The sequence below is a fragment of the Pedobacter sp. ASV28 genome (assembly GCF_016428855.1).
In the GTDB taxonomy this organism is placed as follows: Bacteria; Bacteroidota; Bacteroidia; order Sphingobacteriales; family Sphingobacteriaceae; genus Pedobacter.
In genome coordinates, this window is record NZ_JAELTN010000022.1 from 17,312 (window position 1) to 43,180 (window position 25,869).

A 25,869-nucleotide genomic window follows, 5' to 3' on the forward strand; every position below is an offset into this window, starting at 1 on the left:
TTATAAGATGATAAAGAAATGGTATAACATTTTAGTAATGAGCGTGGCTTTGGTTCAGCCCGTGTTGGGCCAAAATATTCAAAATAACCCTGGAAGTAACCACGGGAATAAATTTGAGCAGTTGGGCACCATTCTGCCTACGCCTAATGAACAGCGTACAGCAAGTGGGGCACCAGGGCTAAGGTATTGGCAACAAAAAGCTGATTATGATATTAAATGCGAACTGGATGAGAATAAACAAAGGTTGAAGGGTTCTGAAACCATTACCTATTACAACAACTCTCCAGATGTATTGACCTATCTGTGGATACAGCTGGATGAGAACCAGCATAATAATATAAGAAATGCTAATTATCAAAATGCCTCCAAGATGCCAGAGAATACTACTGGAACACAAGTGGATGACATGGCGTTGGGCAAAGCAGATAATGGTTATGGCTTTAACATTACCAAGATAACTGATGGGGAAGGAAAGAACCTTCGCTATACCATCAATAAAACCATGATGCGTATTGAGGTTCCCGCCCTAAAATCGGGTTCAAAATTTATTTTTAACATAGATTGGGACTATAATATTGTAGACAGGATTGCCCTGGGCGGAAGGGGAGGTTATGAATATTTTCCTAAAGATGGTAACTACCTGTTTACCATGAGCCAATGGTATCCACGTTTATGTGTGTACAGCGACTTTCAAGGGTGGCAAAACCACCAATTTACAGGGAGGGGGGAATTTGCGTTGACCTTTGGGGATTTTAAGGTTCAGATGACGGTTCCGGCAGACCATATGGTGGGTTCTACCGGCGAATGTCAGAATTATGCGCAAGTGCTTACACCAAGCCAATTAAGTAGGTTTAATAAGGCAAAAATAAGTAGTACTCCTATAGAAATAGTTACTCTGGCAGAAGCAAAGGCAGCAGAAACCAAAAAATCATCAGCTAAAAAAACATGGGTTTTCCATGCAAAAGATGTAAGGGATTTCGCATGGACCTCTTCAAGAAAGTATATATGGGATGCCATGAACCAGCCTGTTGAAGGAAAGGATGTGCTGTGTATGAGTTTTTATGGAAAAGAAGCCTATAATCTTTACAGTAAATTCTCTACAAGGGCAGTAGCACATACGGTAAAAACCTATTCTCATTTTACTATTCCATATGCCTATCCTGTGGCCCAAAGTATAGAGGCCGCCAATGGAATGGAGTATCCCATGATCTGTTTCAATTATGGCAGGACAAATGAAGATGGTACCTATAGCGAAACCGTTAAAAATGGAATGATAGGTGTAATTATTCATGAGGTAGGCCATAACTTTTTCCCTATGATCATTAATAGCGATGAGCGTCAGTGGTCATGGATGGACGAAGGATTGAATACCTTTGTTGAATACCTCACCGAAGAACTTTGGGACAATAAGTTTCCGAGCAAGCGAGGTCCGGCATATGCCATTGTACCTTATATGAAATTGCCCAAAGATCAGTTGGAACCCATTATGTCCAATTCAGAGAATATTGTAAATTTTGGGCCAAACGCCTATGCTAAACCCGCAACAGGGCTTAATATTTTACGGGAGACCATTATGGGCCGAGAGCTGTTCGATTATGCTTTTAAAGAGTACTCAAGAAGATGGGCGTTTAAACATCCAACACCTGCAGATTTTTTCAGAACCATGGAAGATGCCAGTGGCGAAGACCTCGATTGGTTTTGGAGAGGTTGGTTTTACAGTACCGATGCTTGTGATATTGCTTTAGATGAAGTGAAATATGCCAAAGCAGATTTTCCCAAACCAAGCCAGCCGGTCGCGGGTACCATAAAAATAGATAAGCCCTTGGTCAATGAGGATGATATTGGCAAAATAAGGAACAGGGAAGACAAACGAATTAAGTTCTATACGGATCAGGATTTGGAAGCCAGGGACTTTTACTGGAAATATGCGCGTGGTTTGGTACAGATTGATAGTAGTAAGATAAAAACCAAGGAGATAAGACTGCCATTGGAAGAATTTTCTGCAGAAGAGAAGACAAAATATGGCAACAAATATTTTTACGAACTTAATTTTAGCAATAAAGGAGGTTTGGTGATGCCTATTATTGTACAGTTTACCTTTAAGGATGGTACATCTGTGATCGATAGAATTCCTGCGCAAATTTGGAGACTGAATGAGCAAAAAACCTCAAAATTCTATGCTTTGGATAAAGAAGTGGCCAATATAAAGATAGATCCATTCCGTGAAACTTCAGATATAGACGAGAGCAACAATACCTGGGGAGGAGCGCAGGCACCATCTAGATTCCAACTGTTTAAAACCAAAATGAACGCGGCAGGAAGGGGCCAGTCTGACGGGGTCAATCCTATGCAGCTGGAAAAGAAAGGGAAATAAGACTGTTGATGAGGTTGCGGCTTGGCTTTGCTGCGTTTATAAAATAGGTGAAATGCAATTTGGGTTAATATATTTAAAAGTATTTTCAACTCATGCTGCTTCAAATTGTTGTATGCTAAAGCTATCTTTGTAGATCATGAAGTTCAAACTCATCTCCGATTATAAACCAACAGGCGATCAGCCAACTGCAATTCAACAATTGGTAGAAGGTGTAGATGCTGCAGAACATTACCAGACCCTTTTGGGGGTTACAGGTTCAGGCAAGACTTTTACCGTGGCTAATGTGATTGAGCAGACCCAAAAGCCCACACTTATCCTTAGTCATAACAAGACTTTGGCCGCACAATTGTACGGAGAATTTAAGCAGTTTTTCCCCGAAAATGCGGTGAATTACTTTGTTTCCTATTACGATTACTATCAGCCGGAGGCGTATATGCCTACCACAAATACTTATATTGAAAAAGATCTGCAGATTAACGAGGAGATTGAGAAATTACGTTTGCGTACGACTTCTTCATTAATGTCTGGCCGTAGGGATGTTATCGTCGTCTCTTCCATTTCCTGTATCTATGGTATGGGAAACCCGGAAGATTTTTCTAGATCTGTTTTTCGTTTTGGCGTAGGAACCAAAATAAGCCGTAATGCATTTCTACACCGTTTGGTAGAAATTCTATATGCCAGGACCATTAATGATTTTAAGCGTGGAACCTTTCGTGTAAAGGGAGATACTGTAGATATTTTTCCAGCCTATCTGGATAATGCCTATAGAATTTCATTTTTTGGCGATGACATAGAGGAACTTTCGATCATTGATCCGGTAACTGGAAAGACCTTTGAAAAAATACAGGACATGTCCATTTATCCGGCCAATCTTTTTGTTACGCCTAAGGATAGGTTTAATCAGTCTATTTGGGGTATACAAGAAGAGTTGGAAGTGCGTAAAAATCAGTTATTGAACGATAGGCAATTACTTGAGGCCAAACGATTGGAGGAAAGAGTGAACTTTGATATCGAAATGATGAAAGAATTGGGCTATTGCTCTGGAATTGAGAATTATTCGCGTTTTTTCGATGGAAGAGCACCTGGTATGCGGCCTTTCTGTTTGCTGGATTATTTTCCAGATGACTACCTGATGGTCATTGATGAGAGCCACGTGACTGTTCCGCAGATCAGGGCGATGTACGGTGGTGATAGATCACGCAAATTGTCATTGGTAGAATATGGTTTCCGCCTGCCTTCAGCTTTAGATAACAGGCCACTAAACTTTGAGGAATTTGAGCGCCTGGCGCCACAAACCATCTATGTAAGTGCTACACCTGCCGATTATGAATTGCAAAAATCGGGAGGAGTGGTTATTGAGCAGGTGATCAGGCCGACAGGTTTATTAGATCCTATTATTGAGGTCCGTCCTGCCATAAACCAGGTCGATGATCTGTTGGATGAGATTGATAAAACCATAAAAATGGGAGATCGGATATTGGTAACCACACTAACCAAACGTATGGCCGAAGAGCTTACTAAATATATGGACAGGTTAAATATCAAATGTCGTTATATCCATTCGGAAGTAAAAACTTTAGAAAGGGTTGAGATTTTGAGGGGATTGCGCTTGGGAGAATTTGATGTGCTGGTGGGAATCAATCTTTTGAGAGAAGGCTTAGATTTGCCAGAAGTAAGCTTGGTGGCCATTTTGGATGCAGATAAAGAGGGTTTCCTACGTTCGGATAGGGCTTTGATACAAACTATTGGCCGTGCTGCCCGTAATGATAGGGGTAGAGTTATTATGTATGCTGATAATATGACGGAATCTATGGAACGTACCATTAACGAAACCAATAGGCGTAGAGAAAAACAGGTAGCCTATAATCTGGAACATGGCATTACGCCCAAAACCGTAGGTAAATCTAAGGCTGAAATTATGGAACAGACCTCTGTACTAGAGGTTTCCGAGAAACATAAAGCCAGGGTTAAAGCTTATGTAGAAGTAGACGAAGTAAGTATAGCTGCCGATCCAGTGGTACAATATATGACCAAGCCCGAAATGCAAAAGGCCATAGATAAATCTCGTAAGGATATGCAAAAAGCCGCAAAAGATATGGATTTCCTAATGGCTGCCCGTTTACGTGATGAAATGTTTGCCCTAGAAAAGATATTTGAAGAAAGATTTGGGAAATAGTAAGATGGGGACCATAGGAATGGCCTAAATATCAATAAAAGATATTTAGGTGGGTGAGGATAGCCGCCTATAGCCCACTGCTAGGTTTGGTGTCCCCACCAAACTCCTGCTGTCAAATATTCAGTCAATTATAAACAGCGCCAAAGAAATGTGTGGAAAACAAATAAATAACCCATTCGAAATAGAGGAAGATGCTCCTCCCCATCAGTAATTTTGGGCGGTGTGGTTATCATCTATGATATAGTTGGGGAATTTGGCATTAACTTAAGAGGTTTTACTTCATAACACTTTGTGTAAAATATTTAGTAGGCTGCCCAATAAGTAGTTGGTTTAATTACTTTTGATTTCTACACTACACAACTATGAAATTAAAACTTTTTTTCGTGCTGGCCTGCGCCAGTACCACCGCTTTTGCGCAACTGCCGCAAACGGTAACCGTTCCCCTAGGTGGAAATGCCTATGTTGAACATCAAGATGATGCCAAACTGACCCAAAGAGGTATAGAGCAATGGAAATCATCCACTGCATCCATTAAAGTTTATGTGCGTTTGGCCAAAACTGGCGATTTGACGTTGTCTTTGGGCGATGTGACTAAAATTGAGGGCGATAACCAATTGAGTATTGGGATTAAGAACCAGTTCAAAACCATTCAGGTCAGGCAAGATGCTGCACATCAACTCAAGGTAGGAACATGGAAAATAACCGATACGGGCTATCTGGTCATCGAAATCAAAGGGCTAAAGAAATCTGGAGCTTATTATCCCAATATGGGCAATCTGGAGCTTTCTGGAAGTGCCATTGATGAAAATACAAAGTTTGTCAAAAGTAATGAGGGCAATTTCTTCTATTGGGGAAGAAGAGGCCCCTCTGTTCATTTAGGATACCAGGTGCCCGAAAAAATGGAAGTGGAATGGTTCTATAACGAACTAACAGTGCCCAAGGGTGAAGATGTAATCGGTTCTTATTATATGGCCAATGGATTTGCTGGGGGCTATTTTGGGATTCAGGTCAATTCAGCTACCGAAAGAAGAATTCTGTTTTCGGTTTGGAGCCCCTTTAATACAGATAATCCAAAGGAAATACCGGAAAGCCATCAAATTAAGTTGCTGAAAAAAGGTAAAGAAGTACATACTGGGGAGTTTGGCAATGAAGGAGCCGGAGGACAAAGTTTTTTGAGGTATCAATGGAAAGCAGGGAATACCTATAGATTTTTACTAAGAGCAGAACCCGTAGCAGATAATTATACAAATTATACAGCCTATTTCTTTGCTCCAGAATTAGGTCAATGGCAGCTGGTTGCCTCTTTCAGCAGACCGCAGACACATACTTATCTAAAAGGTATACATTCCTTTTTAGAGAACTTCAGCCCTAATCAAGGCGATAAACAAAGAAAGGTATTGTTCAATAACCAATGGGCTTGCGATTCAAAGGGGAACTGGACAGAGTTGAACACAGCCCGCTTTACTATCGATAATACAGGAGCCCAAGGTTACAGATTAGATTATGCAGGTGGAGTGGATGGAAAATATTTTTTTCTGAAGAATTGTGGATTTTTTAGTCAGAATGTAAAAGCCAAGACACTTTTTACTAGGCCATTGAGTAAGGAAAAGCCGCAGATCGATTTTAATGTTTTGCCTTAGCGATGTTATTAAACGGAAGGCATAGTGTTAACTGGCGTTTGGTGTCCTCATCAAATGCCAGCTATGGTTGATACAGGCGAGTAGGGATACCCGCTTAAGTATTTTCTTTCATTGAAATTTAGACAGCTTCTTCGTTTTCAAGATGTTATTTTTGAACATATCGGTTAAAGATAGGCTGATCATGAACATAGGCAGTTGGACTCGGGGGTTTAAAACATTATGGTAAATGTTAGTGTTATAAATAAGAATCTTTCGGGATATCAGTTTTCAACAGCATAAGAGCGAGGCTTTGTGAATGGTCCCATTTGACTTTTTCTGAGAATTTTTGGAAGAAGCTCGGGCTAGGGAGCAACGAGTTTGTAAAGATATAATGCTAAATTTGAAAACTTGTATGCTTAAAATATGGATGGACAAAACAGAAAAGATATATACCCAGGCCTAGAAGTAGGAATTATTCTAAAGAAAGACCAAAGAAACGGTACCATTACCTATGGATTTGTCAAAAACCTGCTCACCTCATCGGCATTTCATTCCAGGGGAATAAAGGTAAGGTTGGAGGATGGACAGATAGGAAGAGTGGTAGAGATTATAAAAGAAGATTAAAGGTAATTTGCCCCCATGCTTAGCAAGCAAAAAATCGGGTGGTTAAGAAAAGTAAATTATTCCTATTTCTTTTTACAGCTCTTCTGCCAGCGAAACCGCTTTTTTTATGAAATACTTTATAACATTTTTAATATAAAGAAGAAAACCAGAAAAAATAACGTTTATATAAGTAACAACAATTGGAAAATCTAATACAACTTTAATGATAGCTGATAAGGTTTCCCATATGAAAAAAGATAAGGACAGCAAGTATATTAACAGCGTGTGAAGACCGTAAATGAAGAATTGTAATGTAAATGCAATGAAAATAAGGTGCGGTAACAAAAAACATTCACCAAAGTCTATATTTGTATTAACAATATAAAGATGGGTTACATATTAAATTTTCTACTGATTGCTATTATTGTTTTATGGGTAATTCGATTACTTGTAAGGATGATTTTTCCTGCAGTAATTAGAAATGCGTTTGGCAATATGCAAAATCAGGCCAATGCAGGCCAACAACAACGATCAAGAAGACCGGAAGGGTCTATATCTATAGATTATATGCCTAAAAAAGATAAGAAAAAGGGCAACGCCGATAAATTGGGTGAATTTGTAGACTACGAGGAAGTAAAATAGGCTACAACCGTAGACTCATTAAATCCCTTAAGGTACTATCTAGTTTTGGATATTGAAACTTAAAACCATTTTTTACCAGTAGTTTTGGAGCTACCCACCTACTTTTTAGAATAAGTTCGGTTTCCGTTCCAATTAGCCGCGCACCCAGTGTCAACATCCAAGTGGAACAGGGTAAGCCAAAGTAGATTCCATATACTGCTCTTAGCTTTTGCATAAATTCCCTGTTGGTAATGGCATTTGGCGATGTGCAATTGACTCTACCTTTTATAGCTTCATTTTCTAGGATTCATTGTGTACTGAGGGCCGCATCTTGTTCATGTATCCAACTTACATACTGTTTGCCATCGCCTTGTTTACCTCCCATTCCAAACTTTGCCAAGGTTAACAATCTTGGAAAGGCACCACCAGATCTGCCCAATACAATGCCCATTCTTAAGGCTATCTTTCGGGTATTTGGAAGTTGGGTCTCAAAAAAACTTTCTTCCCATTGTCTACATACTTCAACAGAAAACCCATAGCCTATTTCTCCTGTACTTTCATCTTGTTCATGATCTTCAGCATGACGATAAATGGTGGCAGAAGTAATGTTGATCCAAACCTTTGGTGGATTGATCATTTTTTCGATCACGCGATTTAACAAGCGGGTTGGACCCACTCTAGAATAGATAATTTCTTGCCGATTTTTAGAAGTATACCTACAGTTTACGTTCTTGCCACAAAGATTAATCAATAAGTCGGCATTTTCAATTTCTATGCTCCAATCGCCCTCGGTTTTGCCATCCCATAGAACAGTTTTGATATTGGGTAGGCCTATGGGTTGTTGCTGCCTAGCCAATATGATAACCTCATTAGCTAAACCCATATAGTGTTTGGCTAGTACTTTGCCTAAATATCCGCTGCCACCAGCTAAAACTATTTTGTTGAACTTTTTCATCTTTTCTATAATTTATGAGCAGATTAAAACATGATAAAACCTAAGATAACAAGGCGATAAATGAGCCAACTAAAAGTCAACGAGTACCCTAAATCCAAAATTTTACTTCTTCTCAAATGTTCCAATAACATGAGTCCTGCAACAAATAAGAAATATAAAAGGTAAACCATGGTATGTAGCTGCAAAAATGTATGGATCCAAAGCAGTGGTAGTAATAGTAAGCTTCCCGCTAAGGAAATGGTCATCATGTTGCCCAGATAGTCCCATAATTTTTGAGGCCGATATAAAAGGCAGACTGCGCCTTGAAAAAACAGTTGCCCACCGCAAATCAGGTACTCCCTGTAGGCATTGCCATAATGGGTCAGTAGGTAAGCTGCAATAAACCAGCTTAGTATCAAATATAGCATTCGATAATGAAGCTTAAATTCTGGCCACATCTCTTGAGGTTTTGGTCTTTTGGGGATGATGATCTTACGGTTGTAAGATACTAATGCATAGATTTTGCTCATTGCCCAGGCAAAAGGTTTAAAGGTAAACAAAGGGTTGAGCATGGGTATGGCATGACCTATGATTTTAAATAGGCTATATATGCCATAGGTAACCTTGCCTGTGCGCATGTCTACCAAAGCGATTTCATTAACGACCCTTTTTTGATCTATGTATGGACAAATATTTTCGGACAGGTCCTGATAGGCACTTCTACCATTCGCCTCTAGCATTTTTGTTTTGGTAAAAGCTTCGGTATAAAAACGGCACATCGGACAATTAGCATCATATAGAATAAGGTGGTTGTATAATGTTTTTATAATGTATGTTTTGAATTTTCAGTAATAATTGAAACTTTAGGTTAAAAAATAAAGCCTTTAGGCTTTTATTGGCTACGTTATCAATTCTTAAGCAAATATACGTGGTGTTTCTGAAGTTTCAAATATTATTGAAATTTTTGGATTGCTTCTATTTTCTTGTCCATTTTTTTGAGCTGTGTTAAATTCTTACTTCTTTATCTCATCCAATTTTCTATTTTTGGAGTTAGTTTAAACTTAAAATAGCCTTAATGAATAATTGGTTCAATAAAAATGGTATTCATATCGCCATTATAGCTGCTTTTGTCATCATCTGTTTTGCTTATTTCAGCCCTGTACTGCAAGGAAAAGTACCTGCACAGAGTGATGTGATACAATCAAAAGCCATGCAAAAGGAAATTATGGAGTACAAGGACAAAGACGGCAAAGGCCCCCTTTGGACCAACCAAATGTTTGGCGGGATGCCAGCGTATCAAATTTGGGTACAATATGCCTATAATGGAGCCACCTATGGCATTGCTTTAATTACAAAAGCCCTTCCAAATCCTGTTGGAACCGTATTGTTACTATTAATAGGGGCCTATTTTTTGTTCATCACCCTAAAAGTGAATCCTTGGCTAGCAGCGGCAGGTGCCATTGCTTTTGCCTTTACCACTTATAATTTTGTATTGATTGCGACTGGACATAGCAATAAAGCATTGGCCATTGGTTTCTTTGCTCCAATTATTGCGAGTATCTTTATTACCTTGAGGGGTAGATACTTGCTCGGAGCCAGTTTAACGGCACTGTTCTTGGCCTTGGAAATTAGGGCTAACCATGTGCAGATGACCTATTACCTATTTCTTTCCCTACTTATTTTTCTGGGGATAGAGCTTTATCAGGCCTACAAACATAAGACACTGCCCGCATTTGGGAAGGCGATTGGATTTTTGGCCGGATCGATAGTTATTGCGGTGATGATCAATGCCAGCTTACTTTGGACAACTTCAGAATATGCTGCAGAGACCAACAGAGGCAAATCTAACCTGACCAATCAGGCTGCGGAGAAAAGCGCTGGCATGACCAAAGACTATGCTTATAATTGGAGCCAAGGGGTGGGAGAGAGTTTTACTTTTCTGATACCCAACCTATATGGTGGTGCTACAGGTATTGACGATTTGGTAAAACCAGAAAGTCATTTATATAAAACAATTGCTGCCGATTTTACGGGAGGTGACCCTACACAGACCGTGCAGGTGATCCAGCAGTTGGCGCAGGGTTTTAATATGCAGCAGTATTGGGGTGAAAAACCGGGTACATCTGGAGGCTATTACTTTGGCGCCATTGTATGCTTTCTATATATCTTTGGCTTATTCATTGTACGTAGCAGACTGAAATGGTGGATCTTGGGTACTACGGTATTGTTTATGCTATTGTCCTTTGGTAAAAACTTCCCCTTAGTATCAGACCTCTTCTTTGATTACTTTCCTCTATATAATAAATTCAGGGCGGTAGAATCCATCTTGGCCGTTGTAGGACTTATGGTACCAATATTGGCTTTTTTAGCCGTAAAAGAAGCACAGGAGGGAAACTTAGATCAGAAAGTATTGGTGAAAAAATTAACCTGGTCAGCAGGTATTACCGGAGGTTTCGCCCTTTTGGTGGCTATTATACCGACTGTGTTTTTTAGTTTTAAGACCAGTAACCACCAGGAAATTGTACAGGCCTTAACCCAAAGTCTACAAAATAATGCGGCCATGGCACAAAAATTGGCCAATGCACTGGTAGAAGATCGCGTAGCTATTGCCCGTGCCGATGCTTTTAGGGCATTTTTGTTTATTTTGATCGGTTATGCTATTGTATGGGCCTTTATTACCAAAAAACTGAATACACAGGTGGCATTTGGCCTGTTGGCTTTTGCCGTGCTGATTGATATGTGGCAGGTAGACCGAAAATACCTGAACAATAAGAATTTTGAGAGCAAATCAACTTTGGCCAACTATTTTCAGGCCAGAGATGTGGATGGGTTTATCAACTCAGATCAAGATCCTAATTTTAGGGTTTATGACCAAACAATCAATACCTTTAGTGATGCAAGCACTTCTGCTTTCCACAAAACCATTGGTGGTTATCATGCGGCAAAACTTAAAAGATATGATGAGCTTATCCAAAACCAGTTTGCCAAAAGTGTAAATCAAGATGTATTGGACATGCTGAATGCCAAATACTTCATTACCCAAGATCCACAAAACGGGTCCTATAAAATGTCAAGAAATGCAACGGCACTAGGCAATGCATGGATTGTAAAAGGAGTGCAGTTTGTGAAAAATTCCGATGAGGAAATGAAGGCCATTAGCAGTTTTGATCCTAAGCAGGAAGCCATTGTAGATGAAAGGTATAAGAAATTATTAGATACTACCCGTTTAGGTGCAGACCCAACTGCCTTCATTAAAATGGAGCATTATCATCCAGACCATATCGAATATAGTTATAGTGCACCAAGAGATGTGATCGCTGTATTTTCGGAAATCTACTATGATAAAGGTTGGAACATGTATATTGATGGTGTACAAAAACCTTATTTTAGGGCCGATTATGTACTTAGGGCTGCACAATTGGAGGCAGGTAACCACAAGGTAGAGTTTAAGTTTGAACCCAAATCATATTATACAGGCGAAAAAATATCTTTAGCGGGAACCATCCTGCTCATAGGCTTCTTGGGTTTTGCCGCTTATAGCGAGCGCAAGAAGAAAAAAGCCGCTTAACACAACGAGCTGATCACATCAGCCGATCGGGATGTAGCGTAGCCAGGTATCGCGCCAGCATGGGGTGCTGGAGGTCGTGGGTTCGAATCCCGCCATCCCGACTTAAAAGCCTTTAGCATTATGCTAGAGGCTTTTTGGGTTTAAGGGAGTTTGCAGATGATAGAAGGCTCGGGATTGAGTTGATAAAATTTGCAGCGCTGACTTAAAAGCTATTGATTACAGAAAGACAAAATGAAATACATGTTGTAGTATTAGATTTAGGGCGACTTTTATTATCTTTATTTTGCTAATAACTAGTTGAATACCTACGTAACATATCATCGCATGACTATAAAATTATCAGATCTGACCAAGGACATAAATAAAATTGACCATAAAGATATTATTTCAGATTGGGCTTGGTTAATCGATGAGCTCAAACAGATATTGATGGTCACAAAATTTGGCGATCTTTTTTTTACGGATACAAAGAATGAGGTCTATTGGCTCGATACGGGAGCTGGCTTAAGTGCCAAAGTAGGAGATTCGGTAGATCATTTTGAAGAAGTGCTAAAAGATAAGGAGAAATTTTCAGAATGGTTTTTGACCGACCTTTATTTACAGCTCCAGGAACAAGGAAGATTTTTGCAAGAAAACGAGGTGTACAGCTTCCAAACCCTTCCCATCTTAGGTGGAGAATATTCTACTGGCAATCTCAAGCCTACAGATATTAGTGTTCATTTTGCAATTAATGGACAAATATGTAAAAACCTAAAACACGTACCAGACGGTACTAAAATTGAATTAAAAGTCGATGAGGGAAAAAAGCCATGGTGGAAATTTGGTAAATCTTAAAAATGGCTTATATCTCTTATGAAATCAATGCTAAGCCTAAAACATTGGCAGGTATTATTCTTCGCGGCCAATTTTGGCAGGAAATGAATTAAACTCACTAAAAACTAAAAAGACATGCTAACAGTAATCCACCCAAAACTACCCATGCGAAATAAGTCTATTACCAAAGACTTTTATATCCATAGATTGGGTTTTCAGCTCCTTGGAGAGGTTGATTATGATGGATACCTGATGATACAAAAGGATAATATAGAAATCCATTTTTTTGAATTTAAGGAGCTTGATCCGAATGAAAATTATGGGCAGGTTTATATCCGGACAGATGACATTGATCAATTGTACCAAAACATGTTAGACCATAAACTAGCGATACATCCAGCGGGACACTTGCAAAGTAAATCTTGGGGGCAAAGGGAATTTTCTATGCTTGACCCTGACCATAACCTACTCACTTTTGGACAAAACATATAAGGACATTATTGCTGTCTATTTGACTTGAATCTATAAAATACGAACTTCACACTTATGAATTCGCTTGGTGATATTGGAGGAAAAGAACCATGGAGAGGTGACAGAAATTATGGACATTTCTGTGGGTACGGTTGTTCGTTAAAGAAACTTTTAGGTCCTTTAACAATACTGTCTAAAGCCCTCAAATGAAAAAACGCCGTGCCCTCTGCTGGCTATTGCCATGCTTTTTTTTCCGCCAACACCAATGCCCAACAGCACTAAGTATTAGTTTCTGCATTTATTATGTTGGTTTTTATAGGGTTGGAAAATATATACCCTTATGGATAAAATAAGTAAAATATTGTTATTGGCCATTTTTATATCATTATTTGGCTGTAATGAAAGCTATGACAAGGATAAATACAATCTCAAATTCCATTGCAATAATTGGATTGATATTGATTTCAATTCCAGGGAAATCAAGGTTGATGCAATGAAATACAAATGAAGGTTGGAATGGTCTGTAGCAGAAGAAAATTTAATAAAGGAAGCCTTCAGGAAGAACAAGATTGGCCGCTTGAAGGGTGAAATAGTTGTGGCTGATGGCATTGTTGATATGCCTGCAGATTTTTTTATGATCTTTATTATAGGGAAAGGTAAACGTAAAGCTCAAGTAATGGTTTATAAAAATTATAAGGCCACTGGATCGAATAAAGAAATGGACAGAATAGCGGATTTCAAGAATACTATTGAAATAACACTTAACAAGAACAAAAGTTATAAAAAGGTCTTGGACAGCACGTTGACGTATGCGAAAGAAAATAGGATATTTGCGTTGTAAAATTTATTGCAATCACTTCATTAAAAATGCTTTAGTTCATTTTTATATGTCTTATATTCGATCAGATAACCAGACGGATCAACTACAATAAAAAACATGTCTTTTCGACATCAGTAACAGGTAGGGAAAGGTGAAAAATAGCCATAATGTAGTATTGAAGCTAATTTAGGAAAAGCTTGATCAAGAGAAGACCCGGCCATAAGGTCAGGTCTTCAGTCCAAAGCATTGGTGCTAATTACTTCGAATTTTTTTTATCGGTTACTTCCTTGCGAATTTCGGTAGCCAGAACCTTCAGATCCTGCATGCCCTTACGTACCCTAGTGCCGGCAGCACTATTGGCCTTGTTATAGAATTTGTCTGCATCGGCTTCAATCTGTGATACCAGTTCTTTAACCTTTTTAAACTTCTCCATACCTATTAGATTTTTATATTAGTGAATGATTAATTAATTACAGATGAGTAAACTAATATATTTATTTTTCTTCAGATCATCAATCCCAATTTATGGAAAAGTTTTTTGTCCTGTATATCTTAAGCTTTATAATGGAGAAGATTTGTTATGTTTTCTTTAATCAAGGGAATAAGGTGGTTGTAAGTAGCTTATTAAGTACAGGTTTCAATGTCGGTTGAATCTGGCCATGGCCTAAAAGAGAAAGTCTATTTAAGGCAAGTACAATGAAAAATAAACGTATTGCCTTATATTAGGGGATAACATAATTGGGGCAATAAATTAGATCAACCATAAGGATGAAACCTAAAATTATAGGTTTGATAACTGTTATTTCTCATTTTAATTGAATGAATGCCCATGTAAAATAAAATGGCAATGGATAAATACAGGGAAACAGGGGAAACCTGGAACAAGGTAGCTACAGTATACGAAGATAAGTTCATGCATTTGACCTTGTATAATGAAAGCTATGATCTTATTTGCCATACCATTGCCAAGCCACAGGCCAACCTTTTGGAAATTGGATGTGGGCCTGGTAATATCACTCGGTATCTCTTGTCGAAACGTCCAGATTTTAATGTATTGGGTATAGATGTTGCTCCCAATATGGTGGCATTAGCCATAAAAAATAACCCTACCGCCCACTTTGAGGTGATGGACTGTAGGCAGATTGGTCGGTTGCACAAGAAGTTTGATGGCATTATAGCAGGCTTTTGTATTCCTTACCTTAGCAATGAAGACAGTATAAAGCTTATTGCAGCGGCTTCACATTTGCTGAACGACCAAGGGCTGCTTTATATTTCTTTTGTAGAAGGTGACCCTGCCAAGTCGGCATTTCAGGTGGGGAGTAGCGGTGATAGGGTTTATTTTTACTATCATCAATTGGCCTTACTTAACGAAGTTTTGCTTCAACATGGATTTGAATGTCCACAAGTCTTTAAGGTAGATTACGAAACAAAGGATGGGACTGTTGAAGTACATACCATTGTGATTGCTCAATTAAAGCCACTTTCCATGGGCTAACCACTTTTCTGCATAGTTCCTGCCATATGGCCCAGATTGAAGCGACAGCTCCCGTTCTGCACGGGACTACAGCGTAAAGCTGGACTGCAAGTAGATCAAAGAACAGGACTTGCGCTCCAAAAATCCTAAGGGAAACATAACATAGTCTTAACAATCAGTTAATTATATAGGTTCAATTTTGTACAAGTAATTTTGATTTACATGCTAGAACTGTTTTTAATTGTCTGTTTAATTGTATTTGTGGCATTTTTTTTTAGTCCTTATGAATTAACCGTTGGTGAAGACGAGGATTAAAACAAGATATTCTTTCTCCACAAAATGGCCTGCTATAATGGAGGACAGGACATTTATTCTCTCAAAAACTCATTTATGGAAAAAAGGGACGTAGAAATTGTGGTCATTTCCGATGTACATTTAGGTACATACGGTTGCCATGCTAAAGAGCTTTTAAAGTACCTGAAGAGTATTAGGCCAAAAACACTGATACTCAATGGCGATATTATTGATATTTGGCAGTTCAGCAAGCGTTATTGGCCAGAAACACATATGAAAATTCTGCGCAAGCTCATGAAGTTTGTGGTAGAAGGGGTGGAAGTCTATTATCTTACCGGAAACCATGATGAACTGTTGCGCAAGTTTGCCGATATGCAGTTGGGAACTTTTCACTTGCAGAACAAGCTCATTTTGGAGCTGGATGGTAAAAAAGCTTGGTTTTTTCATGGTGATATTTTCGACGTTACCATGCAGCATTCCAAATGGTTGGCAAAGCTGGGAGCTATTGGTTATGATGGCCTCATTCTGTTGAACAGTTTAGTCAATTGGGTGTTGAATGCCATAGGAAGGGAGAAAATGAGTTTCTCAAAAAAGATCAAGGCCAAATTTAAGGATGCCGTTAAATTTATAAATAGCTTTGAGCAGACCGCTGCTGATCTGGCTGTAGAAAATGGTTATCATTATGTAGTTTGCGGGCATATACACCAGCCAGAAAAGCGAATGATCGGAGCAGATCATGAACAGGTCATGTATTTGAATAGTGGCGATTGGGTAGAGAATTTAACCGCTTTGGAATATGCCAATCGAGAATGGAATATTTTCAGGTATGATGCGCAACATTTTGTAAAAGACGAAGTGGAACCGGGAGAACTTTCGGACGGAGAAGACCTGCACAATAAATTGGATATAGGCACCTTATTACAGAAAATTAAACTAGAAATTGCCTAAAGCCTAAAAAATACTGATATTAGAAACCGATGAAGATACTTTACGCCATACAGGGAACTGGAAATGGACACGTGAGCCGGGCAAGAGAAATTGTTCCCTTATTACAGCAATATGGCGAGCTAGATCTGCTGATTTCTGGCACACAGGTAGATGTGAAATTAACGCAGGAAGTCAAATACCAACTACATGGTTTTAGTTTTGTGTTTGGCAAAAAGGGCGGGGTAGATCATTACCAGACTTGGAAGAATATGGATTTGTTCCAGTTCAGAAAAGACATGAAGTCTCTTCCATTAGAGGACTATAACCTCATTTTAAACGATTTTGAGCCGATCACAGCTTGGGCTTGTCGTAGCCGAGGAATTGAAAGTGTGTCGTTAAGCCATCAGGCTTCGTTCAAATCAAAAAAGGTTCCCCGGCCAAAAACGATCGATTGGGGGAAGCTCATCTTAAGCAGATATGCCCCTACTACGCATCATATTGGTTTTCATTTCGATAGGTATGATGATTTTATTTATACACCCGTAATCAGAAGCGAAATACGAAAGCTGAATCCTGAAAACTTGGGTCACTATACCGTGTACCTGCCAGCTATTGACGATAAAGATCTGGTGAAACTATTAAAAGAAATACCAGAGGTGAAATGGGAAGTTTTTTCAAAGCATACCAAGATCGCCTATAATGATGGAAATGTTTTTGTAGAGCCTGTTAATAACGAGAAATTCAACCAAAGTATGGCCAGCTGCGAGGGTTTGTTTACGGGTGGTGGTTTCGAAGGACCAGCAGAAGCCTTGTACTTGGGGAAAAAACTGTTAGTGGCCCCTATGCGGTTTCAGTACGAACAGCAGTGCAATGCCTATGCGCTCAAACAATTTGGCCTGCCAGTTATTTGGGGAAGCAATAAAGATTGGCTAAGCACTTTAAGAACGTTTGTTAGGGAACCACAAGTACACCAATTTCATTTTCCAGATGAAACAGCTTCAATAATTGCACATACAGTAAATACTTTTGCCAGATAAATTTCTTTACTTTGCCATGGTATAATTGGCATGATCAATCAGTTTCGAAATTTAAATCCTATTAACCTGCTGCTATTGGCGGGATACACTGTTTTTATGCGTTTGGCAATATATTTAAATTTGCCGGACGCCCTTAGTTTCGAAATTTTAGAGTCCTATACCAAGCTTTTTATCCACTTTTCAATCGCTCCGCTGTCGCCAACAGCGAACGTTTTCCTGGCTACGGTAATCGTTTTTGTGCAAGCATTGATATTTAATAGGATTGTAAATAACCATACACTGTTGGCAAAGCCAAGCTATTTACCGGCATTATTGTACATCACCGGATCGAGTCTGTTCCTACAGTTTCTGGTGCTCAGTCCTACCTTGATTTGTAACTTTCTCCTCATTATCATTATAGATAAGTTTTTAAAACTGTCTAAAATGCCCAATGCCATGTCTATTATGTTTGATGTAGGGATGTTGATTGCCATAGGTACCCTAATTTATTTTCCTTTTATCATGCTCTTAACCATGTTATGGTTGAGTTTGCTTATGTATAGGCCTTTTAATTGGCGCGAATGGGTGTCGGGCATTATTGGCTTCTTGACCATATTCTTGTTTGTGGCCGTACTGTATTACTGGAATGATAACATTCACCGTTTTATAGATATATGGCAGCCCCTTACCAACAAGTTCCCTAGTAACCTACAGATCAACTATAACGATTACCTGGTACTGATCCCGGTAGGCATTATTATGATCCTGGCCGTTTTACAGCTGAGGGAAAATTTCTTTCGAAGCTTTATCAGTACCAGAAAAGCATTTCAAATGTTGTTTTTTATGTTTTTGGTCAGCCTGGTCAGTTTTTATACGAAACCCGGCGTTTCGGTAAACCACTTTTTGTTGTGCGTGGCGCCTGGAGCCATATTGTTGGCCTATTATTTTTCCAATGCAAAAAAACGTTGGTTTTACGAGAGTTTGTTTGTGGTTCTGGTGCTTTGCATCCAGTACTTTTTGTTTGTTTAACCTTTTTTAACAAATTGGCACGTCGAAACTTGTCAAAGATTAATAGCTTTGTGGCATGAAACTAGTAATGCTGTTTCTTTCAATTCGTAATTTGTGGTTTGATCATGTTGATATTTAATGCATAATCTGGTAATAGATATTGGCAATACCTATAGTAAACTGGCGGTCTTTGATCAAAAAGAACTCATTTATTTCGAGCAACTGGGCAAGATAGACCAACCATATTTAATAGAAATAATCGCAAAATATAAAATTGAAAATGCAACCATTTCTAGCGTAAGTGATAATATTAGTGAAATAGAGCACTTGTTGAAAGAGAAATTGAATTATACCCGTTTCACTACGGCCATAACAAGCGGCGTAAAAAACAACTATAAAAGTCCGGAAACATTGGGTTTAGATAGGTGGGCCAAGGTAATTGCGGCACATTATTTATATCGGGGCATAAACTGTTTAATGATTGATGCGGGCACCTGCATTACCTATGATATACTCAATGCCCAAAATGAATACTTCGGCGGAAGTATAAGTTTAGGGCTGAACATGCGTTTTAAAGCTTTGAACCATTATACTGAAAGATTGCCTTTGGTGCAATGGGATAAAAGTGAGGAAGAGATCCCCTTGGGGGCCGATACGGAAACTTCGATAAAGAATGGGGTATTGCGGGGTGCCTTAAATGAAGTGGAAGGATTTATACAACAGGCCAATAGGGAGAATAAAGATTTAAAAGTAATTTTAACGGGGGGTGATGCGGTTTTTTTGAACAAGCAATTAAAAAATAGCATATTTGCCGCCCAAATAATACATGAACCATATTTGGTTTTAAAAGGATTGAATGAAGTTATTATACGATAAAATGAACCATAAATTAAGATACATATACCTTGCATTCTTGCTATTGATAGGCTCAGCTGCGGTAGCACAGATAACGGTACAATCTCCATATTCAAAATTTGGTATTGGTAACATCCAGGGTTCCTTATTGCCGCAACTAAGGTCTATGGGAGGAATATCTGCAGGTGTTTTCAAAACAAGCTATATCAACAATATTAATATGCAAAATCCTGCCTCTTATGCAGGAATTAATTTAACTACCCTAGATATAGGCATGTCGGGAAGCTTTACGCAACTTAAAAGCGGAAGTTTATCAGAAAATAGTTTTAACTCTTCGTTAAGCCATGTGGCTATGGCATTTCCCATTTCCTTAAAATCTGCGTTAAGCGTGGGCATACTGCCTTATTCGGAGTTGGGTTACAACTTCAAAAATACGATGAGCGTAGGCACTACAACCGATAATACCAAAACTGTAGATTATATCTATGCAGGTGAGGGTGGTTTGTCAAAAGCATATTTGGGTTATGGGATACAATTTGGCGATCATTTTAGGGTAGGTGCTAACTTGGAATACTTGTTTGGTAACCTGATACAGAGCAGGTCTACGGAATATGTAAATGAAGTAGGGGCCATAAACTCGCGTAACCAAGTTAAAAATAGTGTATATGGCTTGAATTTTAGCTATGGTGTGCAATATGATTTCCGATTGGATAACAAGACCGCTTTGGTAATAGGTTATTCTGGATCTTCATCTTCGAATCTAAATTCGGAAAGAAGCCAGTACATTACGCAATACCTTAAAAATTCCGTTGGTGAAGAGCTTACCGCTTTAGATACCTTGGAATTTAGCGAAGGTGCCAAAACCAAATTGAAATTACCATTGATCCACAATTTTGGATTTACCGTACAAAGAGACAATAAATGGGTGGTAGGAGCAGATTACCGCATGGGGAAATGGTCTGGCCTTTCCATTGCTGGTGTTAACCAAAACCTTCAGGACACTTATGGTTTCTCTGTTGGTGGCCAGTTTACGCCAGACATTACGGCCATCAATGGCTATTTTAAAAGGGTAGACTATCGTTTGGGCTTTGCCTATGATAAAACCTATATCCAAATGAATAATCAGGATGTGAAACAGATGGCGATTACATTTGGCTTGGGCTTGCCACTATCTTCTTATGCCCGTTCATCATTCTATAAGATGAATGTTTCTGCAGAATTGGGCAGAAGGGGCAAGGCAAGCAATGGGTTGTTACAGGAGCAGTACCTTAACCTACGTTTAGGTTTTATGTTGAATGATAAGTGGTTTCAAAGGTTTAAATTTGATTAACTTTTGCAACTTTGCTTAAATCTATAGAACAGATGGAAGCTTTTAAGGTCAGATCGACATTATTATTAATCATTTCTTTTGCACTATGCCTAATAGCTTGTGAAGGTGATGACCTGAAAAAAGTAAGTGCAATTTCCGCAAAAAAAATTACCCTGAGCAAAGACCGTTCTTATGGTGTAGAGGTAATCTATAGCGATTCGGCAAAGGTGAAGGCCAAAGGCTTTGCCCCTATACTCGATAAGGTAACACCTTCGCAAGGTTTGGCTTATAGCGAAATGCCGAAAGGCGTGAAAATCGATTTTTATGACGAGAACCTCAAGTCAAAGGGAAGTATAAAGTCAGATTACGCCATCAATAAGGAAACAGAAAAGCTCACCATTTTCAGAAAAAATGTAGTGGTAGTCAGTGCGAACATGACGTTTACTACAGATGAGCTCATCTGGGATGAAAATAAGCGTATGTATTTTTCGCCAGCAGGTACCTTGACCACTAAAGATGGAAATATTGTAAACGGGACAAGCTTCTCCGCTCCGCAGGATTTTAGTACATATAACATTGTTTTGCCATCGGCAGAAGCATATTTAAAAGGTGGTTTGACCCAATAATTAGCGACTTTTCTTTGCTTCTATCTGCTTAATATTCAAGATAAAAAACAATTAAAATTTAATATTTTCTAATTAGTTTCAAATTTGTATCTTGCGCCCTCTTAAAATAAAAGTTAAAATAAAAGAATAATATGGGATTAATGACTTTCATGCGTACCAAAATGGGCTATTTTTTGGTTGGGGGTATCGCAGTAGTATTGGCGTTATTTGTTTTAGAACCATTATTGCAACAAGGTGGTGCAATATGGGGAGCATCATCAAGAACCGTAGTAGGAAGTATTGATGGTAAAGAAGTGAAGTATGACGAGTTCAACGCCAAGGTTGACCAAACAGTTGCCCAGTTTAAGCAACAATATGGCGGAGTAATGAATCCTCAAATGCAGGCAATGGCGGTAGACCAAGCTTGGCAGTCTGAAATAGCAGGTATAATTTTGGGCAAAGAGTTTGACCGTGTTGGTCTGACTGTTTCGGCCGATGAGCTTTATGATCTGGTACAAGGTAAAAAACCAAGCCCTTTAATCCTGCAATACTTCGGAAACCCACAAACTGGGGAGTTCGATAGGGCTGCGGTAATGAATTCCTTGAAATCTAAATCTAAAGATCCAAACCTTAGCAAGCAATGGGGCTTGTTAGAAACCGAGATCGAAAGGCAAGCACTGCAGCAAAAATATACCAAGTTAATCAGTAACTCTGTATACGTAACTACATTAGAAGCTAATGATGAATATATTAACCGGAATAAGTTGGTTAATTTCAAATATGTTAATTTAGACTATAGCTCAATTTTAGATGCCAATGTGAAATTGACAGATGCAGATTATAAGGAATACTATGACGCAAATAAAAAGCGTTTTGACAATCCACAAGAAACAAGAGATTTTCAGTATGTGTCTTTCGGTATACAGCCAACAGCTGCTGATACTGCGATTGTTAAAAGTCAGGTAGAAAAATTGGCGTCTGATTTTAGAATTACCCCTAACGATTCTCTATTTGCAGCGAATAACTCTGATGTGAAAATTCCATATGCTTACATAGGCAAAGGAAAGTTGGATGCCGCAGTTGATTCTGTGATCTTTAACTATCCGATTGGAAGTTTCTATGGGCCTAAATTTTCAGGAAATTCTTACAAATTAGTTAAGGTGGTAGATAGCCGTTATTCGCCAGATTCGGTAAAAGCAAGTCATATCCTAATTGATCCTAGTAAAGTAGGTGGTGATGCCAAAGCATTCAAATTGGCAGATTCATTAAAAAAATTAGCACAGTCGGGAAGTAACTTTGGTGACTTGGCTAAACAATATAGTGTTGACGGGTCTAAAGACAGTGGTGGAGAATTGGGCACATTTGGCCGTGGGGCTATGGTAGCCGCATTTGAAAATGCCGCTTTTGATGGTAAACCAGGTGATATTAAAGTAGTAAGGTCGCAATTTGGTGTACATGTTATCAAAATTGAAAAACAAGTAGGTTCATCTAAAGTAGTGAAACTGGCCTATATTGAAAAAACATTAGCACCTAGCCAAAAAACCAGGGATGCAGCTTACAAGAAAGCCAATGCTTTCCTAAGTGAGGTTAAATCTGATAATTTTAGTGCTTTGGCTCAAAAACAAGGCTATAATGTTGCCTTGGCAGATAGAATTACCAGTACACAAGGTTATGCTCCAGGTTTGGATAATCCTCGCCAGCTGATTAGAGATATTTATGCCGCGGATAAAGGAAAAGTGTTGCCTCAGGTATATAATATGGATAATGCCTATGTAGTGGCACAGCTAACGAGCATTAAACCAAAAGGACAATTGTCTTTAGAGGATGTAAAAAAACAAATTGAGCCACAAGTACTGAGCGCTAAAAAAGGTAAACTTTTATCTGAGAAATTGGAGAAGGCCTTAGCTGGGTCTGCTAATATAGAGGCTGTGGCCCAAAAAGTAGGAAAAGCAGTTGCTCCGGTTCAGAATATGGTATTCGCTAACCCAATTATACCTGGCTTATCCCAAGAAAATAAGGTTGTGGGTGCAGTTTTTGGTTCACAGGTAGGTAAATTATCTAAAGTCATTACTGGCGAAAGAGGCGTATATGTATTTACTGTTGATGGTTTTACCAATCCAGCTCCATTGGCGAATACTTTCAAACAAAAAGAAACAATGTTGACGAATATCAGTCAACGTTCTCTAGGCAGTGCTTTTCAAGCGCTACAAGAGAAAAGCGATATAAAAGACAATAGGGTGAAATTCTATTAATCTTATTTACTTAACTTTGTAACCGTCCTTGCATTGCTAGGACGGTTTTTTTATGAAAATGGTTATCATTTTGACTTTTTAATTTTCACTTTGACTTTGCATCATGGATATTCAAGAGAACATTGTAAATAAGGTAGCGGCAAGTGGGCTGATTACGTTTAACCTAGAAGACTATTTGGCTAAAGGAGAGCGTTTAGTGTACGATATCAAAGACAATCTTTTTCATGGCCTGATTTTAAAGGAGCAAGATTTTAGAGCTTTTGTAAAAGAACATGATTGGCAGCAATACACCCATAAGAATATCGCCATTACCTGTTCGGCCGATGCCATTGTTCCCACATGGGCCTATATGCTATTGGCAAACAAGATGAAGCCCTATGCAGATGAAATTGTATTCGGATCATTGGAAACATTAGAAACGGTATTGTTCTCTAAGGCGTTAAGTAAAATAGATATAGGTAGTTTTGAAGGACAAAGGGTTGTGGTAAAGGGATGTGGAGATATACCTGTTTCAGCTTATGTAGAAATTACAAACCTGTTAACTCCGGTTGTGAAAAGTATAATGTATGGAGAACCCTGTTCTACCGTGCCAATTTATAAACGAAAAGACTAAAAGATATTTTTTTGGATTACTTTTTGTTTTAGGCAAAGCATGAAGAGACTGACGTTAATATTTATTCTTATTGCAACATGCAAGCTTAGCTTTGCCCAAGAGCTTCCCTTAAAGAAAGAAAATGCCTTTAAAGAAGGGGAAATATTGACTTATAAGTTGAAATATGGTTTCATTACAGCCGCAGAAGCAACCATACAAGTCCAAGAGACCGACCTTAAGTTTGATAATAAGCCGACCTATAAGCTGGTAGTAGATGCAAAAACTTCTGGCACTTTTGATATTTTCTATAAAATAAGAGACCATTACGATTCCTATATTGATAAAGCTGATCTAACACCTTATTTTTATCAGGAAGACATTAAAGAGGCCAGTTACCGTAGGCAGGATAAAGCCCGTTTTTACCAGGATACAAAAAAAGTGGTGGCCAATACGGGTACTTTTACCACACCAACTACCCAAACGTTTGATCTGGTATCTGCCTATTATTTTGCGCGTAGTTTAGACATTTCAAAGCTCAAAATCAATGATACCTTTAAGCTGAATTATTTTTTGGGCGATGAAATATCTTCCCTTGAAATTCAATACATAGGAAAGGAAGTCGTCAAAAGTAAGTTAGGAAATATCAATTGTCTGAAATTTAGCCCTTCAATCAAACCGGGTCGAATTTTTAAAAAGGATAGTAAATTGTACCTTTGGATAACGGACGACGGGAATAGGGTTCCTGTAAAGGCGCAGGTAGAGATTTTGGTTGGTTCTGTAACTTTAGAGATAAAATCAGCCGAAGGACTAAAATATCCGATAGGAAAAGGGTAATTGTTGAGGCTGGTTATTTGGTTAATTGTTTTAATCGGTTAACTGTAAAACTCAAACGATTAAACATAACTGTAATGATTTGGGATTAAGCAGCAATTAACCAATTACAGAGTTCAAACGATTAAACGTAAAGAATGATAGAAATACAAAGCACCTTATTGCATGAAGACTTGATTAATGAAGACTTCGTATGTAATTTAAATAAGTGCAAGGGAATTTGTTGTGTGGAAGGAGATGCTGGTGCGCCACTAGAAAAAGCTGAAACACAGATATTGGAGGATATTTATCCCCAGATAAAACACCTGTTAGCACCTAAGGGGATTGCGGCAATAGAACAATATGGTACTTCTGTAGTAGATGCCGATGGCGATTTGACCACACCTTGTGTAGATGGAAATAAAGAATGTGCCTATGTTACGTTCGAAAATGGCATAACCAAATGTGCTATTGAAAAAGCTTATGAGCAAGGCTTGGTGGACTGGAAGAAGCCGATCTCTTGTCATTTGTATCCCATCAGGATTACCCATTATCCTGAATTTGATGTGCTGAATTATGATAGATGGCATATCTGTAAAGACGCATGTACCTTTGGACGTGAACTTAAGGTTCCTGTTTATCAGTTTTTGAAAGAACCTTTGATTAGAAAATATGGTGCAGAGTGGTATGTCGATTTGGAAGATCATGTAGCTGAAAACTTCTAATTG

General features: G+C 38.6%; 24 protein-coding genes and 1 tRNA gene. 21 read left to right on the top strand and 4 right to left on the bottom strand.

Going from position 1 to position 25,869, the window contains the following annotated elements; genetic code table 11:
- Positions 1–7: 7 nt before the first annotated feature.
- From JHD79_RS10055 to JHD79_RS10075, 5 genes are all read left to right on the top strand, one after another.
- A complete protein-coding gene (locus JHD79_RS10055; protein ID WP_233164639.1) occupies positions 8–2,374 on the top strand; it encodes a M1 family metallopeptidase in 2,367 nt (788 codons plus the stop codon).
- Between the two features lie 136 nt (positions 2,375–2,510).
- Positions 2,511–4,550, top strand: coding sequence for an excinuclease ABC subunit UvrB (gene uvrB, locus JHD79_RS10060; protein WP_199119101.1), 2,040 nt, complete (start codon positions 2,511–2,513; stop codon positions 4,548–4,550).
- A 362-nt stretch (positions 4,551–4,912) separates the two neighbouring features.
- Entirely contained in the window at positions 4,913–6,190 is a 1,278-nt protein-coding gene (locus tag JHD79_RS10065) for a DUF3472 domain-containing protein (protein WP_199119102.1), read from the top strand.
- Between the two features lie 402 nt (positions 6,191–6,592).
- Positions 6,593–6,793 (top strand): YwbE family protein, encoded by a 201-nt coding sequence (locus JHD79_RS10070; RefSeq protein ID WP_199119103.1) that lies wholly within the window; start codon positions 6,593–6,595, stop codon positions 6,791–6,793.
- A 366-nt stretch (positions 6,794–7,159) separates the two neighbouring features.
- The gene (locus JHD79_RS10075; RefSeq protein WP_199119104.1) at positions 7,160–7,414 is read left to right on the top strand and encodes a DUF4834 family protein; all 255 of its coding nucleotides are present in this window, start codon (positions 7,160–7,162) and stop codon (positions 7,412–7,414) included.
- 1 nt (position 7,415) lies between these two features.
- On the opposite strand, the gene JHD79_RS22770 is transcribed toward JHD79_RS10075, so the two are convergent.
- The 3 genes from JHD79_RS22770 to JHD79_RS10085 all read right to left on the bottom strand — a co-directional run bounded on the left by JHD79_RS22770 (position 7,416) and on the right by JHD79_RS10085 (position 9,067).
- Positions 7,416–7,628 (bottom strand): DUF1731 domain-containing protein, encoded by a 213-nt coding sequence (locus tag JHD79_RS22770; RefSeq protein WP_370583318.1) that lies wholly within the window; start codon positions 7,626–7,628, stop codon positions 7,416–7,418.
- A gap of 72 nt (positions 7,629–7,700) precedes the next feature.
- Entirely contained in the window at positions 7,701–8,348 is a 648-nt protein-coding gene (locus tag JHD79_RS10080) for an NAD-dependent epimerase/dehydratase family protein (protein WP_233164640.1), read from the bottom strand.
- A gap of 23 nt (positions 8,349–8,371) precedes the next feature.
- Positions 8,372–9,067 (bottom strand): DUF393 domain-containing protein, encoded by a 696-nt coding sequence (locus JHD79_RS10085; protein ID WP_233164641.1) that lies wholly within the window; start codon positions 9,065–9,067, stop codon positions 8,372–8,374.
- 335 nt (positions 9,068–9,402) lie between these two features.
- Between JHD79_RS10085 and JHD79_RS10090 the strand changes: the two genes are divergently transcribed.
- The 5 genes from JHD79_RS10090 to JHD79_RS10110 all read left to right on the top strand — a co-directional run bounded on the left by JHD79_RS10090 (position 9,403) and on the right by JHD79_RS10110 (position 14,020).
- Positions 9,403–11,895, top strand: a complete 2,493-nt coding sequence (locus JHD79_RS10090) for a hypothetical protein (RefSeq protein ID WP_199119105.1) — start codon at positions 9,403–9,405, stop codon at positions 11,893–11,895.
- 27 nt (positions 11,896–11,922) lie between these two features.
- Positions 11,923–11,996 (top strand) — tRNA-Pro (locus JHD79_RS10095).
- 223 nt (positions 11,997–12,219) lie between these two features.
- Positions 12,220–12,729 (top strand): T6SS immunity protein Tdi1 domain-containing protein, encoded by a 510-nt coding sequence (locus tag JHD79_RS10100; protein WP_199119106.1) that lies wholly within the window; start codon positions 12,220–12,222, stop codon positions 12,727–12,729.
- Between the two features lie 114 nt (positions 12,730–12,843).
- Positions 12,844–13,200, top strand: coding sequence for a VOC family protein (locus JHD79_RS10105; protein ID WP_199119107.1), 357 nt, complete (start codon positions 12,844–12,846; stop codon positions 13,198–13,200).
- A gap of 490 nt (positions 13,201–13,690) precedes the next feature.
- The gene (locus tag JHD79_RS10110; protein ID WP_199119108.1) at positions 13,691–14,020 is read left to right on the top strand and encodes a hypothetical protein; all 330 of its coding nucleotides are present in this window, start codon (positions 13,691–13,693) and stop codon (positions 14,018–14,020) included.
- 235 nt (positions 14,021–14,255) lie between these two features.
- On the opposite strand, the gene JHD79_RS10115 is transcribed toward JHD79_RS10110, so the two are convergent.
- Entirely contained in the window at positions 14,256–14,432 is a 177-nt protein-coding gene (locus tag JHD79_RS10115; protein WP_199119109.1) for a histone H1, read from the bottom strand.
- A 414-nt stretch (positions 14,433–14,846) separates the two neighbouring features.
- Between JHD79_RS10115 and JHD79_RS10120 the strand changes: the two genes are divergently transcribed.
- The 11 genes from JHD79_RS10120 (at position 14,847) to JHD79_RS10170 (ending at position 25,866) form a co-directional block, all read left to right on the top strand.
- Complete coding sequence (locus JHD79_RS10120) at positions 14,847–15,494, top strand: class I SAM-dependent methyltransferase (RefSeq protein ID WP_199119110.1); 648 nt, start codon at positions 14,847–14,849, stop codon at positions 15,492–15,494.
- Positions 15,495–15,863: 369 nt separating this feature from the next.
- Complete coding sequence (locus JHD79_RS10125) at positions 15,864–16,715, top strand: UDP-2,3-diacylglucosamine diphosphatase (protein WP_199119111.1); 852 nt, start codon at positions 15,864–15,866, stop codon at positions 16,713–16,715.
- A gap of 29 nt (positions 16,716–16,744) precedes the next feature.
- Entirely contained in the window at positions 16,745–17,731 is a 987-nt protein-coding gene (locus JHD79_RS10130) for a glycosyltransferase family protein (RefSeq protein ID WP_199119112.1), read from the top strand.
- A gap of 30 nt (positions 17,732–17,761) precedes the next feature.
- Positions 17,762–18,739 carry a DUF6427 family protein gene (locus JHD79_RS10135; RefSeq protein WP_199119113.1) on the top strand — a complete coding sequence of 326 codons (978 nt, stop codon included), beginning with the start codon at positions 17,762–17,764 and terminating at the stop codon, positions 18,737–18,739.
- A 117-nt stretch (positions 18,740–18,856) separates the two neighbouring features.
- Entirely contained in the window at positions 18,857–19,594 is a 738-nt protein-coding gene (locus tag JHD79_RS10140) for a type III pantothenate kinase (protein ID WP_199119114.1), read from the top strand.
- A complete protein-coding gene (locus tag JHD79_RS10145) occupies positions 19,575–20,903 on the top strand; it encodes an outer membrane protein transport protein (RefSeq protein ID WP_233164642.1) in 1,329 nt (442 codons plus the stop codon). The genes JHD79_RS10140 and JHD79_RS10145 overlap by 20 nt, the downstream gene beginning before the upstream one ends.
- Positions 20,904–20,935: 32 nt before the next feature.
- Positions 20,936–21,508 (top strand): hypothetical protein, encoded by a 573-nt coding sequence (locus tag JHD79_RS10150; protein WP_199119151.1) that lies wholly within the window; start codon positions 20,936–20,938, stop codon positions 21,506–21,508.
- 131 nt (positions 21,509–21,639) lie between these two features.
- Entirely contained in the window at positions 21,640–23,739 is a 2,100-nt protein-coding gene (locus JHD79_RS10155; RefSeq protein WP_199119115.1) for a SurA N-terminal domain-containing protein, read from the top strand.
- A gap of 103 nt (positions 23,740–23,842) precedes the next feature.
- Entirely contained in the window at positions 23,843–24,352 is a 510-nt protein-coding gene (locus tag JHD79_RS10160) for a DUF2480 family protein (protein ID WP_199119116.1), read from the top strand.
- A 39-nt stretch (positions 24,353–24,391) separates the two neighbouring features.
- Complete coding sequence (locus JHD79_RS10165) at positions 24,392–25,165, top strand: DUF3108 domain-containing protein (RefSeq protein ID WP_199119117.1); 774 nt, start codon at positions 24,392–24,394, stop codon at positions 25,163–25,165.
- A 134-nt stretch (positions 25,166–25,299) separates the two neighbouring features.
- Positions 25,300–25,866: a DUF3109 family protein gene (locus JHD79_RS10170; RefSeq protein ID WP_199119118.1), complete on the top strand. Its 567-nt coding sequence runs from the start codon at positions 25,300–25,302 to the stop codon at positions 25,864–25,866.
- Positions 25,867–25,869 lie beyond the last annotated feature (3 nt).

What these genes read in the sequence shown, in the direction of transcription:
- JHD79_RS10165 (WP_199119117.1), top strand. Translation starts at nt 24,392, where the DNA reads ATGAAGAGACTGACGTTAATATTTATTCTTATTGCAACATGCAAGCTT.
- JHD79_RS10085 (WP_233164641.1), bottom strand. Translation starts at nt 9,067, where the DNA reads ATGCTAGAGGCGAATGGTAGAAGTGCCTATCAGGACCTGTCCGAAAAT.
- JHD79_RS10065 (WP_199119102.1), top strand. Translation starts at nt 4,913, where the DNA reads ATGAAATTAAAACTTTTTTTCGTGCTGGCCTGCGCCAGTACCACCGCT.
- JHD79_RS10090 (WP_199119105.1), top strand. Translation starts at nt 9,403, where the DNA reads ATGAATAATTGGTTCAATAAAAATGGTATTCATATCGCCATTATAGCT.
- JHD79_RS22770 (WP_370583318.1), bottom strand. Translation starts at nt 7,628, where the DNA reads ATGCAAAAGCTAAGAGCAGTATATGGAATCTACTTTGGCTTACCCTGT.
- uvrB (WP_199119101.1), top strand. Translation starts at nt 2,511, where the DNA reads ATGAAGTTCAAACTCATCTCCGATTATAAACCAACAGGCGATCAGCCA.
- JHD79_RS10140 (WP_199119114.1), top strand. Translation starts at nt 18,857, where the DNA reads ATGCATAATCTGGTAATAGATATTGGCAATACCTATAGTAAACTGGCG.
- JHD79_RS10080 (WP_233164640.1), bottom strand. Translation starts at nt 8,348, where the DNA reads ATGAAAAAGTTCAACAAAATAGTTTTAGCTGGTGGCAGCGGATATTTA.
- JHD79_RS10075 (WP_199119104.1), top strand. Translation starts at nt 7,160, where the DNA reads ATGGGTTACATATTAAATTTTCTACTGATTGCTATTATTGTTTTATGG.
- JHD79_RS10160 (WP_199119116.1), top strand. Translation starts at nt 23,843, where the DNA reads ATGGATATTCAAGAGAACATTGTAAATAAGGTAGCGGCAAGTGGGCTG.
- JHD79_RS10170 (WP_199119118.1), top strand. Translation starts at nt 25,300, where the DNA reads ATGATAGAAATACAAAGCACCTTATTGCATGAAGACTTGATTAATGAA.
- JHD79_RS10150 (WP_199119151.1), top strand. Translation starts at nt 20,936, where the DNA reads ATGGAAGCTTTTAAGGTCAGATCGACATTATTATTAATCATTTCTTTT.
- JHD79_RS10145 (WP_233164642.1), top strand. Translation starts at nt 19,575, where the DNA reads ATGAAGTTATTATACGATAAAATGAACCATAAATTAAGATACATATAC.
- JHD79_RS10125 (WP_199119111.1), top strand. Translation starts at nt 15,864, where the DNA reads ATGGAAAAAAGGGACGTAGAAATTGTGGTCATTTCCGATGTACATTTA.
- JHD79_RS10120 (WP_199119110.1), top strand. Translation starts at nt 14,847, where the DNA reads ATGGATAAATACAGGGAAACAGGGGAAACCTGGAACAAGGTAGCTACA.
- JHD79_RS10070 (WP_199119103.1), top strand. Translation starts at nt 6,593, where the DNA reads ATGGATGGACAAAACAGAAAAGATATATACCCAGGCCTAGAAGTAGGA.
- JHD79_RS10055 (WP_233164639.1), top strand. Translation starts at nt 8, where the DNA reads ATGATAAAGAAATGGTATAACATTTTAGTAATGAGCGTGGCTTTGGTT.
- JHD79_RS10115 (WP_199119109.1), bottom strand. Translation starts at nt 14,432, where the DNA reads ATGGAGAAGTTTAAAAAGGTTAAAGAACTGGTATCACAGATTGAAGCC.
- JHD79_RS10100 (WP_199119106.1), top strand. Translation starts at nt 12,220, where the DNA reads ATGACTATAAAATTATCAGATCTGACCAAGGACATAAATAAAATTGAC.
- JHD79_RS10135 (WP_199119113.1), top strand. Translation starts at nt 17,762, where the DNA reads ATGATCAATCAGTTTCGAAATTTAAATCCTATTAACCTGCTGCTATTG.
- JHD79_RS10155 (WP_199119115.1), top strand. Translation starts at nt 21,640, where the DNA reads ATGGGATTAATGACTTTCATGCGTACCAAAATGGGCTATTTTTTGGTT.
- JHD79_RS10130 (WP_199119112.1), top strand. Translation starts at nt 16,745, where the DNA reads ATGAAGATACTTTACGCCATACAGGGAACTGGAAATGGACACGTGAGC.
- JHD79_RS10105 (WP_199119107.1), top strand. Translation starts at nt 12,844, where the DNA reads ATGCTAACAGTAATCCACCCAAAACTACCCATGCGAAATAAGTCTATT.